Source organism: Aquibacillus koreensis (assembly GCF_025154055.1).
Lineage (GTDB): Bacteria > Bacillota > Bacilli > Bacillales > Amphibacillaceae > Aquibacillus_C > Aquibacillus_C koreensis.
This window is the reverse complement of sequence record NZ_JAOALK010000031.1, coordinates 69,459-85,150: the sequence shown is the minus strand read 5'-3', so window position 1 is coordinate 85,150 and position 15,692 is coordinate 69,459. Positions and strand designations below refer to the sequence as shown.

The window sequence follows — 15,692 nt, the reverse complement described above, 5'->3', positions numbered from 1 at the left end:
TTTTCTTTTTCATTCTTCATCGTTCTGTTTATTCTTTCTACTTAATAAGATAACCGTAACAACAAATCCACCTAGTACAAGAACAACAAACGAGATAAACAACCAATTCATTCCTTGATCTTCTTGTATGACAAAGATATCTGCGGTTTCTCGTTGTAATGCAATTTTATATTCGCCATCTTTTTGCTCTCTGACAATATTATCTTGTAACAATCCATTCAATTGCATTCCTTCTGGTATGTCTGTTATTCCTATAACTCTTGTTGTTGTATCATTGTTAATTGCTACATATACTGTCTCGTCCTTATACATTCGTTTATACAATGTCATGGCATTATTATGTTCTACGAGTTCAATATCCCCATGAGAGATAGCAGGAAATTCCTCACGTATTGCAGCAAGTTGTTCCATATAATTTCTTAGATCTTCATCACCGCTATTTAATTGTGCGGTACGATGGTCTGGTAAATCCATCCCATTGTCCATTGTAGATTCTGTTCCTTGGTAAATAACTGGAATGCCAGGAGTAGTATAGAGATATGTTAAAGCCAACTTCCAACGAGTAGTTGGGTTTTCTCCTTCCTTTACAGCCTCCCGAGTGAATCGAGTTGTCTCTTGATTATCTAGATAGACACCGTCCTTATTCGATTGACTGTCCCAAAGGTCTACTAAAGGTTGTAAATCATTCCCTGACTTACTAAATACAGTTGTTGATATTTTATATGCTCTGTCATTAATTATAGGTGTAGGATTGCTTTCCACTGGGTGAAAAGAATCTACAAATAAAATGGCATTTGGATGAACTAAATGCACTTCTTCCTGCAAGCTTTCAATAAATGTTATTGGTGTTGTATCATCTACGTAAATGCGGTAACCATCTATATCGGTCTCTTCCATCCAGTACAATGTTGTTTCTATTAGATAACTTTGTAGATCTGGATTATCAGTATTTAATGAAGCGAGATCATCCCCCCAACTATTACTAATGCTATCCCCGATCCAATTTGGCTGTGAACCTAACCAGGGGTGTGTTTTACTTACATGCGTTAGTACCATATCGATAATTACCTTTATATCTCTTTTATGTGCTTCTGCTACTAACTCCTTTAAGTCGTCTACCGTACCGAAGCGATGGTCAATCGAGCGATAATCATTAATATAGAAACCATGGTAAGCATCATTACTCATGATAGGACTGATGTTAATAGTTGTAAATCCTAGCTGTTTTATGTAATCTAGTTTTTTGATTATTCCTTGAATATCACCACCGTTAAACGCTTCGTTGTTTTCCACATCAACATTACGGTCATTACTAACGTCCCCATTTACAAAACGATCGACCATTATATAATAAACGGACTCTTCTTCCATTGATTCTGCTTGCACTTCTACTTTAGGTAACATCACTGCAATCCATGCGACCAAAAGTATTATCGATAGGCTTGTATATTTTTTCATGTCTAATCCTCCACATTGTTTGCTTTCTTCTCGACTTCTATTATTATCCTAGTCTTATCTTTATTGTCAAATATTTAAGGATTCTAATCAAAAAACGTGTGATTTCCAATTGGAAATCACACGCACTTATCTAGTGTTCAATTTTAATATCATATTTTCTGAGCCAATGGTCCATTTGTCCAAGGTGTGCCAACAACTGTGGTCCTGTCATCAGCTGACCAAACCACGGTGCATCTATTTCTTCCCCTTCACTTTCGACTAGTTTGCGAACCGCTTCTTTATCAAAAATTTCGAAAAGTCTTGCATGCTTATCATCTAAAATTTCTTTCATCCAAGCAACGACAGCATTCTTGTACGCTGGATTATGCGTTTTTGGGTATGGGCTTTTCTTTCTATATAAAATTTCATCTGGTAATAAACCCTCTAACGCTTTCCGCAAGATCCCCTTTTCTCGTCCTTTGTAGGTTTTCATCTCCCAAGGAATATTCCATACATATTCAACAAGACGATGGTCACTAAATGGAACACGCGCTTCAAAGCTTGCTCCCATACTCATGCGATCTTTACGGTCTAACAATGTCGGCATGAACCAATGCATGTTGAGGTAAAACATTTGTCTTCGCTGTCTCTCTAGCTCGTTATCTCCTTCAAATTCTGGTGTTTCATCTATGGTTGCTTGGTATTTATCGAGCATATAGCCACGTAAATCAAGCTTACCCTGCCACTCTTTCGTAAGAAGTGACTTTCGCACCTCAGAGGAACGAATCCATGGGAAACCTTCTCTTTTTAAATCGTCTTCACGGTAAAACCATGGATAACCACCAAAAATCTCATCTGCACATTCACCAGATAAGGCTACCGTTACCTCTTCTTTCGTTTTTCTACAGAACCAAAGTAAAGAAGAATCAACATCTGCCATGCCTGGCAAATCACGTAATTCGACTGCTTCCTTTAACAAGTCTGCTAGTTCTTTATTATTTATTACAAAATTATAATGGTCGGTGTCATGAGCATCTACAACAGTTCCAATAAAGTCTTGATCACTATTCGGTTGAAAGTCACTTTTCTTAAAGTATTTGTCATTATCTTCATAGTCGATGGAAAACGTCTTTAATTGATTCTGTGCATTATTATTTTTTTTCATATAATTAGCTGCAATAGCTGTAATCGCACTAGAATCAACTCCACCCGATAAAAATGTCCCTAAAGGAACATCCGAAACTAATTGACGTTCGACCGCATCCGTTAACAAATAGCGAATTGTGTCAGCCGTTTCTTCTACATCATCAGTATGTGCCGTGCTCATCACATTCCAGTATCTTCTTGTACGAAATCCAGTCTTATCAAAGATACCAACATGTGCCGCTCGCAATTCATGGATGCCTTTAAATACACCATGCCCAGGAGTCCTTGATGGTCCTAAAGCTAATACCTCACACAAACCATCTTGATCTAGAATGGGCTCAATATCTTCATGTGCAATCAATGCCTTCAATTCAGATGCAAACAACAAACCGCCATCCTGTTCAGTGTAGAATAATGGCTTCACACCTAAACGATCTCTAGCCAAAAATAGTTGTTCATTTTTAGGATCCCAGATACTAAAAGCAAAAATACCATTTAAATGGTCAACACAGTCCTCACCCCATTCGATATAACTTTTTAATAATACTTCCGTATCCGAGTGGGAGTTAAATGTCCATCCTTTATTAAGTAGTGAATGTCTAATATCTTCTGTATTATAAAGTTCACCGTTATACACAAGCACATAGTTATTATTATTTGTTAGACACTCCATGGGCTGCTTTCCGCCTTCAGGGTCAACCACAATCAGTCGTTGATGACCAAAAGCAACGTGATTGGAAATCCATTCATTGTGCTCATCAGGACCTCGATGTTGAATTGCATTTGCCATCTTTCTTACATTATCTACTTCCTTGGATAAATCTCGCTTAAAATCAATCCATCCTGTAATACCACACATAAGTTCATCCAACATCCTTTCTTCCTTAGTACACCACTTTATATTCATATGTTATATGTGCCTAGAATGTGAAAGATGTGATGATTTTTGATGTAAATCATTGAGGAAGTTGTTCCATTACTAGTTCGGAGTGGATATATATAATGCGGCGTAACTATCACAGTCGCTTGTGATTTTGGCGGCTAAGAGATCCGTTATTTGCCTTGAATTTAAGGATATATGACTTTAGCGGTTACCAGAGCCCTTATTTGCACAAATTCCATTAATTTGGCTAGCAATTTGATAAAATAACGTACTGTATAACCGCTCAGATTAAGAAACGGTCTAAAAAGGTTAAATAACGGATCTCATAGCCGCTCAAAAATCTAGGATAACTTTAGCGGCTATGAGATCCGTTATTTGCCTCGAATTTAAGGATATATGATTTGAGCGGTCACCAGAGCCCTTATTTGCACAAATTCCATTAATTTGGCTAGCAATTTGATAAAATAACGTACTGTATAGCCGCTTGCATGGAATTCACTAATTTCTCCTTGTTACGTCGCACTATATATACATTCCGTCGTTATCATTTTTAAACGGGATCATAAATAATATAAAAATCTCTTAACAACATTTTGTTAAGAGATTTATACGCATTTATTAATTTGGTAAAATACCCATTGGTAGACGACCAAAGCCTAACACCAATACAATGACGAGCGAGATTGCTAGTTGAATCCAAAAGCTTTTGGTTGGCTTGTTTTTTGCTGTTTTCACTAAGATCATTTCTAATGAAGCGATCACCCATATACCCGCAAGCATCTTGACAATTAATTCACCTAACATATAGCTTTCTGCAAAATAATCAGTAGATAAGCTACCACCTGAGTACAAGATTAACAAATAATCCAAACGAAGAATCATGTGCAGGATCTTTCCTGCTTTGCTTTCTTTTTTATAAAACGCTCTTGCTACAAAAAACAAAATTAATGCTAGCACCCATGCTGTAATATGTAAATGTGCCATTATTTTTCCTCCTTCTATTCCAAGGTCAAGCATATCATACCATTTTTCTTTTGAAATTTCATATATTTCATGCCTCTTTTGTTAAGCTCTCTTCTGTTCCCGATCCATTTGTCTTTTGTTATCTAATTTGGAAAGATACATAAGACGTCTCCACACCCACTCTAGCGGACCAAATTGATAGTATGTTAACCACCATTTACTTAAAAAGACTTGAATCGTAAATACAACAAGTACAAATAACACACTTTCCAATGGGCTCACTTTTCCATATAAGCCAAACCCTACAGAATAGAATACAATAAAACATACGATTGATTGAAAAATATAATTAGAAAGCGACATTTTTCCAACATAAGTTAATGGATAAAGTATCTTTTTAAAACTTTCTTTTTGAAAAGCTAACGTGATTGTCGTCAGATAAAATATGGCTGAAGTTGATCCTCCTATATAGTCTTGAACCATTGTAAACCAATAGGGATTACCAAAGAAGTGAGGTCCTGCCTTTAGCAACATAAAAATAAGGAAGGAAAAAATCCACACTCTCTTTAAGATGCTTTTATGTTGGTTAACGTCATGCAACCATTTTTTTCTTGCTGTAAACATACCCAATAAAAATAAAGGAAGTAAATTACAAGCTAACAGAAAATAGGTAAACACATCATTCGCATATAACCAATCCTGTAAGTTTTGTTGCCAAATGTCCATCAACGTACCATTCCCATAATTCTCAAAAGACTGATTAATTAACACTTCATCAACTAAATCAATCGGCCCAAATAAACTAGACAAAAATAATAAACCTGTAAATAGCATCGTCGGTATAAGTAGTAAACATAGTGCCCAGATAACTAATGTTAGGTTCTTTCTTTTAAAGAAAAACACTAATAATAGACCTATAATGCCGTAACTGAGTAAAATATCGCCGTGCCAAATGAGAAACGCATGAATCAATCCAAAAATAATCAATATACCTAAACGACGTAATACAAACGTATTGACATGCAATTGTCTCTCGCTCAATTTTTCTACAATGATTTGCATCCCAAACCCAAATAGAAAAGAAAATAAGGTATAAAAACTTGCTTGGAAAAAGATATCAATACCAGCTTGTACAACACGATCCATGGAAGAATTCCAATACTGCTCTCCTCCTCCATATATGAAAAACGGTGCATTATACGCTGGCACATTAACCATAAAGATTCCTAGGATAGCAAATCCTCTTGCTGCATCAATCCATTGTAACCTTTGACTTTCCCTTAGTGGTGATCCTACTTCTTTCATTGTCATTCTCCTCCAACCTTACGTAAACTATGTATTTCCATTGTATCAATTAATTTGCTATTTCCATACAAATTATTTAACAGAAACAATTTTTATACATAAACTAATTATGTAAAGGAGGAATCGCTATGCCTGCTATTGTAGGAGCCGTAAAGGTTATCTCGATTGGGTCATCAAGTATTTTTAATATCGGTGATGTATATGCAATGAGCCCTTATTCATCTGCAAAGACATTTGCTGGAGGCGGTTCATTTAACACGGGAGATGGCATTAGAATAGATTTGTATCAATCGGATACAGACATTTACGATAAAGACAATGTAGATCAAGTAGTTACAGGGTTGTGAGGGGGATATCCATGCACTTAACTGTTCATCAAGCCATTAATATTCATATGTTAAAGGTTGGCAGTGTCTCAAATTCGTCAGTTTTACAGATTGGTAGTGCCGGAAGTATTCAATCAACCGCAGACCTATATAACACAGGTGGATACACGGAACTTGCAGAACCTGTGGAGCCAGAAGGCGCTGAAGTACCACTTATTCCACTCGCTCCTCCTTCTTAGTAACAAGCGCTATATTTCTGCATAGGCTAAGTAGTAATTAGGTCATAGCCTAGGAGGTTTCCTAATGAGATATACAGATCCTTGGTCGGAATATTTATCTCAATTACAACAATATGTCGAACAGCAAACCAAAAAATTAGAGCAACTGGAAGCTAGAGTACACAAATTAGAGAACGATCAAACGAACAAACATCATACAACTATAGAAAAGCTAGAATATAACTTTGATCAATTAAAGATTGAGAGATTAGATGGAACATTGCATATAGGTATCTCACCTGATGATCTATCCAAAATTGATGATGTAGCTTTTCCGCAATCACCTCCAACTAGTATTCCAAATAATCAATCTGCAATGAAGCATCAACTGATTGCTGATTTAGATATTTACTTAAATGAACAAGGACCACACTTACTCCAACAATATGCTAACAATTATAATTACCCAATGAACGATTCTTTCCAAGCATTAATGTTAGATGATGTGAGGAAACAACTGCCAGAGCGAATAAAATATTATGAAGAAGAGGCCCACAATAATCGTCATGTAACAACTGAAAAGGACTCACGTCACTATATTTTTGATCAAATCAAACGTGAAATTGATTACTCATTAAAAAAATTCTTTGAGCAAGATCAATCCAAAGGGGAATAGATAACATGAAACATGAAGTGCATAATTGGGACGTACACGTTGGTAACATTGAAGTTACAGGGGTGACCGCTTCCTCCGTTTTCTTAATCGGAGACAATGAAACGATTAAACTCTCATCGTTTTATGATACACCTCCAGACTCCTATATTGTTGGCTCTTTGGTTCCTTTAAGTAGACCTATGCAGCCAGAGGGAAATACTGATGAATAAACGTACTGCACATGTGAAAAGAATTCGAGTCAATTCAATTGCTTATAGTTCTATTTTTGATATTGGAGACGTCAAAGTAGCTACACCAATTTCACATGCCATTGCCGTTCAAAGGCAGGGCGGGGTAAAATCAGATACAGGCTTCGACTTCGGTCAATTTGACATTTTTGCAAGAGAAGCCAACACACTTCCTGACAACGAAACGGTTAGACAAGAGCATATACACCACAACCGCCATATCTATGTCAATAATGTAAATGTTACTGGGATTACTGCTTCATCATTTGTACAAATAGGAAGTCTTAGACATCTTGAAGCTGAATCTAGAATAAAGCATATTCGGATAACGGAAGAAGGAACAAAATAAATGATGTGGAATATACTAGCAGTATCAAAATTTTATAAATTGAGGTGTACTACTTATGCCGTCTGTAGTTGGACCAATTAAAATTAATAGTGTGGATGGAGGCGTCATCAATTTTGGTGATAGTTTTTACCTTTCTCCAAAAAGTGCATCAAAAACTGCCGCAGGTTCTGGTGCCTTCAATACCGGTGATTTCATTAATACGAATAATGGAATGAACGCAACGAATGCAATTGACCCTGATGTGGTTGACCAGATTGTAAGTGGTAATGCTTAATCTTCTATCATAGGAAAAACTTAAGTAAAGGGTGTGTAACATGCCATCCATTGTTGGACCAATTAAAATTAATAGTGTCGGTGGTGGTGTTGTTAATTTTGGCGACAGCTTTTATCTATCCCCAAAAAGTGCATCAAAAACCGCTGCGGGTTCTGGTGCCTTTAATACCGGTGATTTCATTAATACGAATAACGGAATGAACGCGACCAATGCAATCGATCCTGATGCAGTAGATCAGGTTGTGGGTGGAAATGCGTAACGTGCAGAGTAAAAGTTATTACTCTGTACGTATTTTATTTTCATACTTTTTAAAAAAGTTCAATTGTGTGTCAATCACCATATTTTCCATTGGCACGCCTTACTATTCTCATACGAATATTGTTACGACTAAATCATTTGTACTTTAATTACAGTAATTGCCCTTGTCCGTTATTCTTTCACGTACATACGCTTTCGAAACGAACAAACAAAAAAGAGTACGGGATGTTTTACACACCCAGTACCTTTTTTTTCATTACTCCACTTCAATTAGCAGTGCTTGATCAAAGAAATACAAGTATTTTTCCCTTATAGGCATTTTCCAGATCTCTTCTACAGCTTTTGCATATAGCTCCAATTGCACCTTGTATCTATTTTTCAACTGTTCGGTAAGAGCAGGGGATAAATCTCCATTTATCGTGTCTGTTTTATAATCCAATAATAAAAACCCATCATCCACTGGAACTAGACAATCAATAACCCCTTGAATTAGTACCCGTTCGTCCGTTTCCTCTACCCAAGCATGATACACATCGTTAGCATTAATCGTTAAACTAAAAGGGACTTCGCGGTGTACTTCACTAGAGCTAATCAGCCTTTTCCCTATCTCTGTTTGGAAGAAACGCTCAATTGCTAACAAGTCAACGACTTCGGCTTCTGTTGAAGTTAAGATCTCCTTTGTGACCATATATTCAATAAATTCTGCTATTTCTGCTTTTTTCCACTGTTTCGTTAGTGGTAAATGTTGCATGACCGTGTGCAAGATCGTACCTTTTTCCGCGGCCGATATTCGCTTTTCCTTTTGCATAAAAGCAGGTCTTTTTGCAATTGGAGCTTTATATGGGCGCACTAATGATGCGTCGCTATAATCATCCTTTACTTCACGCTGCCTTTTTATCTCCGTAACAGACTGCTTTGCACGGAATGTAGAAGCATGTTGGTGCGGATAAACAAACGTAAGTCGTTGATTTACGATATCATCTAAATTTTCATCGATTGACTCAATCGGCTTCCAACTTTGAATCGTTTCTTTTAATGACATTTCTGATTTATTTTCGTGATTAGAGACATTAGCAAATGAACTACCATGTTTATATTCCACAAGCCAGCTGGATTTATCGGTACGAATTTCTTCTGGCACTTGTACACTTACCTCTATATTTGGACGTAGCACTTCATTCTGTTCATGCCTGATTAACGCGGGTCCAACCCAATCAAGGTATGAATTTGCCTCTAAGCGATAATGAGCGGGTAATACCCAGTCATGATGATCGATTACCTCTTGCCACTTTTCTTGTTTTTTCTCAAAGGAAGCAACATTTCCAACCATCACAAGTTTCTCTTTGGCTCGTGTCATTGCGACATAAAGCACGCGCATTTCCTCCGCCCAAAGTTCCCGTTGTTTCTCTTTCTTTAGTGCGTGGTAAGCAAGTGTTGGATACACGATTCGTTTCTCCGGATCAATGTACTTACTACCAAAACCCAAATCTTTGTGCAACAAATACTTCTGACGTAAATCTTGCTGATTGAATTGTTTATCCATTGCCCCAAGAATGACAACTGGAAACTCCAGGCCTTTACTCTTATGGATAGTCATAATACGAACAACATCTTCTTGCGCGCTAAGTGCACGTGCTGCCCCTAGATCATCGCCTTTTTCCTCCATCCGTTCAATAAAACGTAAAAAGCGAAACAACCCTCTAAATGAAGTTGATTCATATGCTCTTGCACGATCATACAAAGCGCGAAGGTTGGCTTGGCGTTGTCTACCACCAGGAATACCACCAACAAAATCATAATAGCCGGTTTCACGGTAGATTTGCCAAATCAAATCTGAAAGTGCTCCCTGTCTTGCAAGTTCCCTCCAGCTTCTAAGTTGTTCTAGGAATTGATTTACTTGTTGTTCCTTATACTCATCCTCTGTTTCTAACACAAAAGAATGCAATGCGTCATAGTAACTAACTCTTTTTTTAGATAATCGGATTTTTGCTAAATCATCTTCATCCAATCCTACTATTGGTGATCGTAATACGGATGCTAAAGGTATATCTTGTTTTGGATTATCAATTACTTTAAGCAAACTAAGCATTACTTTAATCTCAATTGCCTCAAAATATCCGGTAGATAATTCTGCATATACAGGGATACCTTGCTGTTTCAGTTCCTCTGTAATGGTTGGTGCCCATGTCATCGAGCGAAGTAAAATTACAATATCACGATACTGAATATCTCGCTGTCTTCCAGAACCTTTGTCTACTACTTGCAATGGTGGATGTTCCCCGTGACCAATCCAGTCCTTAATCATTCGCGCATACGCTCTTGCTTCAATTTGAGCTTTCTCTAAATCTTGGTACGACTCATCTTCAGAAACAGATGCATCTTCCTCTTGTGCTTCACGGTCAATGATGAGTAGCTCTGCGTCTGTATTCGGTAATGTTAATTCATCATATATCGGGTTCGAATAAATGAGTTCAGCTTCTTTTTCATAATTCATTTCTCCGACTTCTTCATTGAGCAATTGTCTAAAAATATAATTTGTCGCAGATAGTACCTGTTCCCTACTTCTGAAGTTTCTTGCTAAATCAATCCGCTTTGCTGGGTGTGTTGCTTCTGCAAATTGCTTGTACTTATCTAAAAACAAACTTGGTTCTGCATGACGGAATCGATAAATACTTTGCTTCACGTCCCCTACCATAAACATATTACCATTTCCTTCTTGATCAGATAGGAGGGTTAAAATCGTTTCTTGAACAAGGTTTGTATCTTGGTACTCATCGACTAGTAACTCGGTAAACTTTTTTTGCATTTCTAGCGCTACTTGCGATGCTTTAACCTCGTCCACTGTTGAATCTTCATCTACGAGAATATTTAATGCATAATGCTCCAAGTCAGAGAAATCAACGATCGCTTTTTCCTTTTTTAGTTGTGCATATCGTTGTTTAAAGTCTTTCACCAATACGGTTAATTGTTTTATTGTTGGATAAAGTGCTGCCATATCGGCCATATAGGAAGATAGTTTCCTAGAAAACCAATCTGACGCAAGATCATTCCATCTTTTTTTATAACTATTTCGAAGTGCTTTTACTTTCTCTTTCTTATCTTCATCACATTCTACTTTTTTCCGTGATAGAGCCTTAAATTTCCCTTGTGAAAAAGTGGCTTGTGTGTGATCCCATGAAGTTTGAATGCTCGCGGCTGCTTCGTTAATCATTAGAAAGTCTGCGTCAATCGCTTCCGCATAATGATAAGGACCATCGTTTTCTTTCGTTAGATCCATCGCTGCTTTTGCTTCTGCTCGCATGGCTTCTAATTGACTAGATACTTCCCGTTTTAGAATCGACAACCATGGAATGTTTGTTTCATCAACCTCTGCCTGTACATGATACATGTTGGTCATTGCATCTAGCCAGTGATCTGGCCAAGGGTTTTGCATGGAAAAGTCAAATAAAGTCAAAACCAACTCTTCAACGTCCAAATCACTACGATCACTAGAAAAACGGTCCACGACAGCAAAAAAGGCTTCTTGTTCTTCTCCTTCTTTTCCATACCATTCTTCAAACAGATCTTCTAAGACTTCCTGACGGATCATATCTGCTTCTACATCATCTGCAATCCGAAATCCAGGATCAAGATCTAGCAGGTAAGCATAACGTCTTACTAAATCCATACAAAATGAATGAAGCGTAGAGATCGATGCCCGTTGTAGTAAAGATAACTGCTTTTTCAAGTGATTAGAGGAAGGATTAGCTTTCAATGCTGCCTCTAAAGCTTCCCCTACACGATTACGCATTTCTTGTGCAGCTGCATTGGTAAAGGTCACTACTAATAAAGAATCGATGTCTACAGGTTGTTGTTTGTTTAATAGCTTCTGGATAATTCTCTCTACTAAAACAGCTGTCTTTCCAGAACCTGCAGCTGCTGCAACAAGGATGTCTGTACCACTCGTATAGATTGCTTGTTCTTGCTCTTTCGTCCATGTAGGCATTAGCCTTCCTCCCTTCTAATTATTCGTTGTAATATTTCATCATCTTTAAAATCTTGAAGCTTACGATAATTGTTTTCATCCAAAGTCGGATCAAACTGGCAAACCGATCGAAACGAGCAATGTGTACAAGCTGTTTGTTGTTTTTGTTGATAAGGATTTAGATGAACAGCCCCATTGGTAATGTCCATTCCAGCATGAACCATTAAATCATGAATATAATTCTGTAATTGTTGAAAAGTTTCTGGTTCCGCTGTATTTGATCCTTTTCTAAACTCTCCATTTTGTTTTAGGCCTGCTGGTACGATTTGACTCGTTCCACTATCTAAAGTCGTATCCATCATTTTGACAATGTTCTCATTTTCCACGAGTAAACCTTGCATTTTAAACTTTTTAAAGATCTCTTTTTCAATTGTCGATTCATCTAATTTCGTATTACCAGAAATCATCGGGTTATGCACATGGAAATATAAAACCCCTGCTGGTGTTGCTTTCTCTCCTAACCATTTCTCAGAATTGGTTAGCACAACATCTAAATATGCAAGCATTTGTAATGCTAATCCATAATATACATCTACTAGTTTTAATCCTTTGGCACTTGATTTATAATCAATAATTCTTAAAAATAATTGTTCTTGATCTATAGCACGATCCACACGGTCAATCCGTCCACGTAAAACAAGCTCATAACCGTTTGGCAACTTTAAATGGATGGGGGATAGTTGGCTATCTCCCGTTCCAAACGCTAGCTCTAACCCTACAGGGGAAAACAAACTTTGCCTAGATTGTTCACTTAGAACAAATGCAGCTCGTGCAATAATTTCTTGAAGTTTTCTCTGGATATATTGGTATCGATTTGAACTATGCAAGATTTGGTGTTGCAAAATTGGAGCTAAGCTATTTACCGCTTTTCTTGCATAGGTCTTTGAATCCTCTTGATTTATGTCTGCAAAATCTCTTCCGTCATCTTGAATCCATTCCGTTATTTTCTTTAATGCTTCATGGAATAGCTGTCCTATATCTGGCGCATCGAGTTTATAGGTTCTTCTTTCCTCTAACCCTAAACTATAGCGGACAAAGTGTTGATAGGAGCAGCGGTGATACATCTCCAATCGGGAGACACTTGCATTCACTTGTTTCGGATAGATTTTTTCTACTGTTGATGGTGCTAACGATTTTGGTTTATTTTTATAAAATAAACTACTTAATATCTTTCGCGTTGCACTTGCTTGGCTTTCTTGTTTCATATACCAATTCAATACACTCCACCAAATATCGTCAATCGGATAACCTCGAAGATACCTTGCTAGTTGAGCTGTTAAGGCAGATCTCGACTTGATTGGTGTCGTAACAAAACGATCTGCGTCTACCATTTCTTCTGGGTCTTGCAACAATAACTGATTTTTCGTAACCGGGAATAAATCTTCTATCCGTTTGATTAACGGAGATGCCACTTTGGTTTTGCCTGCTTCATCACTTAACGGATAACTAATCCAAAGCTTATCTGTTGCGCTCGTGAAGGCTAAATAGACATAGAACCAATCATCAAGAAGTCTCCTTTTACTACCATCAGCTAATTTCATTCCTTGCTCTGCTAATAAATCCCTTTCTTCTTCCGAAATCATGCCATCCCCAGACGGTTTCATTGGCCATACGCCTTCACTAACTCCTAGAAGGAAAGCACATTTAACCCCTCGCATACGCGATCGGTCAATCGTACCCGTCACAACGTGATCCATACTAGGTGGTACGTGCGAGAATTTTAGCGATTCTAATCCTGTTTCAACTGTTGTTCTAAATAGTTGTAAAGATATCGGTTCATCGCCAACCACTTCTACCATCTCATCCAATAACTGAATGACAGCATCCCATACCTGCTCTTGTTCTCTAGCTCGCTCAATTTTCCCTTGTTCATCTAGTTGATCCCTTACAGTCTCTAACCTTTCTTGTATGTCCATAGACTCAAGCCATTCAAACATCGCAATTGCTTTTTCTTTAACTGTTTTGGCTTGTCTCAATTTTTGATCTACCTGATTAAGCGCTCTTACAACTTTTGCGCGATATCGGTTTATTCGCTTTTGTGTCTCTTTTTCCTCATCTGTTTGGGTAATTTGATCAAAACCACGAAAGCGTTGAAATACCCATTCACGATCATTCATCCAACGATCTCTACCACGTATGCCGTATTCTAAGACATAATTTTCAAGCTCATCCATCGCATCTTCATTTAGTGGATAGCGTTTATCACTAATTGGAATAAATCCTGTTTTCAACACGCGGAATAAAGCATCATACCGCCAATTTCCTTCGATCACATCTAACATAGATCGGACTAATTCTACTAGTGGATGATTCATCATCGTTCGTTTCTCATCAATAAACACAGGGATCTGATAATCCGAGAACACCGTTTCCACTAGATCATGATAAACATCTGTTTGTCTAAGCAATATCGCTATATCTTTATAACGATATCCTTCTTCACGGACGAGTCGTAATATTTCTTGCGCAGCACCTTCTACCTCTGCTCGTGGATGGACCGCCTGTGCGATTTGAATAGGTACCTCTCCCTCATATGCAGGCGCAGGACGTATATCAAAGTAATTTTCTAAATGAGAAAAATAAGGACGATTTCGAAATACACCGTCTTCTTCGCTTAATATCTTGTTCTCTTCTAATTTTATATTGTTTACATCGGCTATCTCTATTAAAGATTGGTAGGTTTCCTTTGTCTGGCTAAATAGATCTAATTCCGATATATTACTTTCTTCCGTCTTATTAATGGTTAAAGCAACAGAAACCTGTTTAGTTTTCTTGAGAAGTGCTTCAATTACTAACAACTCTTGAGGCGTAAACCGATGAAATCCATCAATGTAAACTTCTGCTCCTTCTAGAAAATATGCCTCTTCTATCTTATCAGCTAATTGTTGTAACTGATCTTCACTATCTATATAGTTATCTTTCAGTGCAAACACTAACTTTTCGTATATATAACTAAGATCCTCTAGTTTATTTTTCAACGCTACTTCACCGGTGTACTTATGTTGAAACTGATCCATATTTACAAGGTGAGCCATGAGCATTTCTGGTGTGATGCGATATCTTTTAAACTCAGTAATCATACCTTCTAATTGCTCCATGAACCCTTGCTTTTCAATTGCTTTCTGAAACACTTTCCATTCTGTTTTTCTTTCTTCTGTAATTTTCCTTAACATCATTTGCACACCAGTAGAACTTATATACTTTCTAGTTCCTCCACCCGTCTCTTGTAGCACACGCCACGCAAGACGCGAAAAACTAAACACTTGTGCTCGAATACTTCCGTTTACTTCCTGATTATTCAGTAATGCATATTCTTGTTGAAAAGTCATCTGATCTGGAACGAGATAGATGATTGGTGCTCCTTGTGGATTTTCTTTTAATTTCTCTTGTATTTCCTTCAAGTACTGCCCGCTCTTATCGGTCCCTGCTTTTCCAATCAAAAAACGAATCCCCATGATCGTCTCTCCTTTAGCTGCACATCTGGTTTCCATTTTCATATAGTACAATAGACTAGTTTGTAAAAATGGATAGCCTTTTAAAGTAATTACGCGTTCATCTTTATGAAATACTTACAGACTACTAAAAAAACAATTATTCATTATTGCA

13 protein-coding genes are annotated in these 15,692 nt (G+C 37.4%); 7 read left to right on the top strand and 6 right to left on the bottom strand.

Annotated elements, in window-relative coordinates; genetic code table 11:
* Positions 1 to 9 precede the first annotated feature (9 nt).
* From NYQ66_RS07515 to NYQ66_RS07500, 4 genes are all read right to left on the bottom strand, one after another.
* Positions 10 to 1,458: an alpha-amylase family glycosyl hydrolase gene (locus NYQ66_RS07515; protein WP_259868450.1), complete on the bottom strand. Its 1,449-nt coding sequence runs from the start codon at positions 1,456 to 1,458 to the stop codon at positions 10 to 12.
* 130 nt (positions 1,459 to 1,588) lie between these two features.
* Complete coding sequence (asnB, locus tag NYQ66_RS07510) at positions 1,589 to 3,442, bottom strand: asparagine synthase (glutamine-hydrolyzing) (RefSeq protein WP_259868649.1); 1,854 nt, start codon at positions 3,440 to 3,442, stop codon at positions 1,589 to 1,591.
* Between the two features lie 642 nt (positions 3,443 to 4,084).
* Complete coding sequence (locus NYQ66_RS07505; protein WP_259868449.1) at positions 4,085 to 4,450, bottom strand: YisL family protein; 366 nt, start codon at positions 4,448 to 4,450, stop codon at positions 4,085 to 4,087.
* An 81-nt stretch (positions 4,451 to 4,531) separates the two neighbouring features.
* The gene (locus NYQ66_RS07500; protein ID WP_259868447.1) at positions 4,532 to 5,734 is read right to left on the bottom strand and encodes a DUF418 domain-containing protein; all 1,203 of its coding nucleotides are present in this window, start codon (positions 5,732 to 5,734) and stop codon (positions 4,532 to 4,534) included.
* 128 nt (positions 5,735 to 5,862) lie between these two features.
* Here NYQ66_RS07500 and NYQ66_RS07495 point away from each other — a divergent pair, with 128 nt between their 5' ends.
* The 7 genes from NYQ66_RS07495 to NYQ66_RS07465 all read left to right on the top strand — a co-directional run bounded on the left by NYQ66_RS07495 (position 5,863) and on the right by NYQ66_RS07465 (position 8,063).
* Positions 5,863 to 6,081 (top strand): spore germination protein, encoded by a 219-nt coding sequence (locus tag NYQ66_RS07495; RefSeq protein ID WP_259868445.1) that lies wholly within the window; start codon positions 5,863 to 5,865, stop codon positions 6,079 to 6,081.
* Between the two features lie 11 nt (positions 6,082 to 6,092).
* Complete coding sequence (locus NYQ66_RS07490) at positions 6,093 to 6,299, top strand: spore germination protein GerPB (protein WP_259868443.1); 207 nt, start codon at positions 6,093 to 6,095, stop codon at positions 6,297 to 6,299.
* 64 nt (positions 6,300 to 6,363) lie between these two features.
* Positions 6,364 to 6,954 carry a spore germination protein GerPC gene (gene gerPC, locus NYQ66_RS07485; protein ID WP_259868441.1) on the top strand — a complete coding sequence of 197 codons (591 nt, stop codon included), beginning with the start codon at positions 6,364 to 6,366 and terminating at the stop codon, positions 6,952 to 6,954.
* A gap of 5 nt (positions 6,955 to 6,959) precedes the next feature.
* Positions 6,960 to 7,163, top strand: a complete 204-nt coding sequence (locus tag NYQ66_RS07480; RefSeq protein WP_259868439.1) for a spore gernimation protein GerPD — start codon at positions 6,960 to 6,962, stop codon at positions 7,161 to 7,163.
* Positions 7,156 to 7,530 (top strand): spore germination protein GerPE, encoded by a 375-nt coding sequence (locus tag NYQ66_RS07475; RefSeq protein WP_259868438.1) that lies wholly within the window; start codon positions 7,156 to 7,158, stop codon positions 7,528 to 7,530. The genes NYQ66_RS07480 and NYQ66_RS07475 overlap by 8 nt, the downstream gene beginning before the upstream one ends.
* 55 nt (positions 7,531 to 7,585) lie before the next feature.
* Entirely contained in the window at positions 7,586 to 7,804 is a 219-nt protein-coding gene (locus NYQ66_RS07470) for a spore germination protein (protein WP_259868436.1), read from the top strand.
* A gap of 40 nt (positions 7,805 to 7,844) precedes the next feature.
* Positions 7,845 to 8,063, top strand: a complete 219-nt coding sequence (locus tag NYQ66_RS07465; RefSeq protein WP_259868435.1) for a spore germination protein — start codon at positions 7,845 to 7,847, stop codon at positions 8,061 to 8,063.
* Between the two features lie 255 nt (positions 8,064 to 8,318).
* On the opposite strand, the gene addA is transcribed toward NYQ66_RS07465, so the two are convergent.
* Both addA and addB read right to left on the bottom strand, forming a co-directional pair.
* On the bottom strand, positions 8,319 to 12,047 hold the full coding sequence (gene addA / locus NYQ66_RS07460; protein WP_259868434.1) for a helicase-exonuclease AddAB subunit AddA: 3,729 nt from the start codon (positions 12,045 to 12,047) through the stop codon (positions 8,319 to 8,321).
* A complete protein-coding gene (addB, locus tag NYQ66_RS07455; RefSeq protein ID WP_259868433.1) occupies positions 12,047 to 15,541 on the bottom strand; it encodes a helicase-exonuclease AddAB subunit AddB in 3,495 nt (1,164 codons plus the stop codon). The genes addA and addB overlap by 1 nt, the downstream gene beginning before the upstream one ends.
* Between the last annotated feature and the right edge of the window lie 151 nt (positions 15,542 to 15,692).

Bases quoted from the DNA above. Each gene is read 5' to 3' on its own strand.
- NYQ66_RS07515 (WP_259868450.1), bottom strand. From the start codon at position 1,458: ATGAAAAAATATACAAGCCTATCGATAATACTTTTGGTCGCATGGATT.
- asnB (WP_259868649.1), bottom strand. From the start codon at position 3,442: ATGTGTGGTATTACAGGATGGATTGATTTTAAGCGAGATTTATCCAAG.
- NYQ66_RS07505 (WP_259868449.1), bottom strand. From the start codon at position 4,450: ATGGCACATTTACATATTACAGCATGGGTGCTAGCATTAATTTTGTTT.
- NYQ66_RS07500 (WP_259868447.1), bottom strand. From the start codon at position 5,734: ATGAAAGAAGTAGGATCACCACTAAGGGAAAGTCAAAGGTTACAATGG.
- NYQ66_RS07495 (WP_259868445.1), top strand. From the start codon at position 5,863: ATGCCTGCTATTGTAGGAGCCGTAAAGGTTATCTCGATTGGGTCATCA.
- NYQ66_RS07490 (WP_259868443.1), top strand. From the start codon at position 6,093: ATGCACTTAACTGTTCATCAAGCCATTAATATTCATATGTTAAAGGTT.
- gerPC (WP_259868441.1), top strand. From the start codon at position 6,364: ATGAGATATACAGATCCTTGGTCGGAATATTTATCTCAATTACAACAA.
- NYQ66_RS07480 (WP_259868439.1), top strand. From the start codon at position 6,960: ATGAAACATGAAGTGCATAATTGGGACGTACACGTTGGTAACATTGAA.
- NYQ66_RS07475 (WP_259868438.1), top strand. From the start codon at position 7,156: ATGAATAAACGTACTGCACATGTGAAAAGAATTCGAGTCAATTCAATT.
- NYQ66_RS07470 (WP_259868436.1), top strand. From the start codon at position 7,586: ATGCCGTCTGTAGTTGGACCAATTAAAATTAATAGTGTGGATGGAGGC.
- NYQ66_RS07465 (WP_259868435.1), top strand. From the start codon at position 7,845: ATGCCATCCATTGTTGGACCAATTAAAATTAATAGTGTCGGTGGTGGT.
- addA (WP_259868434.1), bottom strand. From the start codon at position 12,047: ATGCCTACATGGACGAAAGAGCAAGAACAAGCAATCTATACGAGTGGT.
- addB (WP_259868433.1), bottom strand. From the start codon at position 15,541: ATGGGGATTCGTTTTTTGATTGGAAAAGCAGGGACCGATAAGAGCGGG.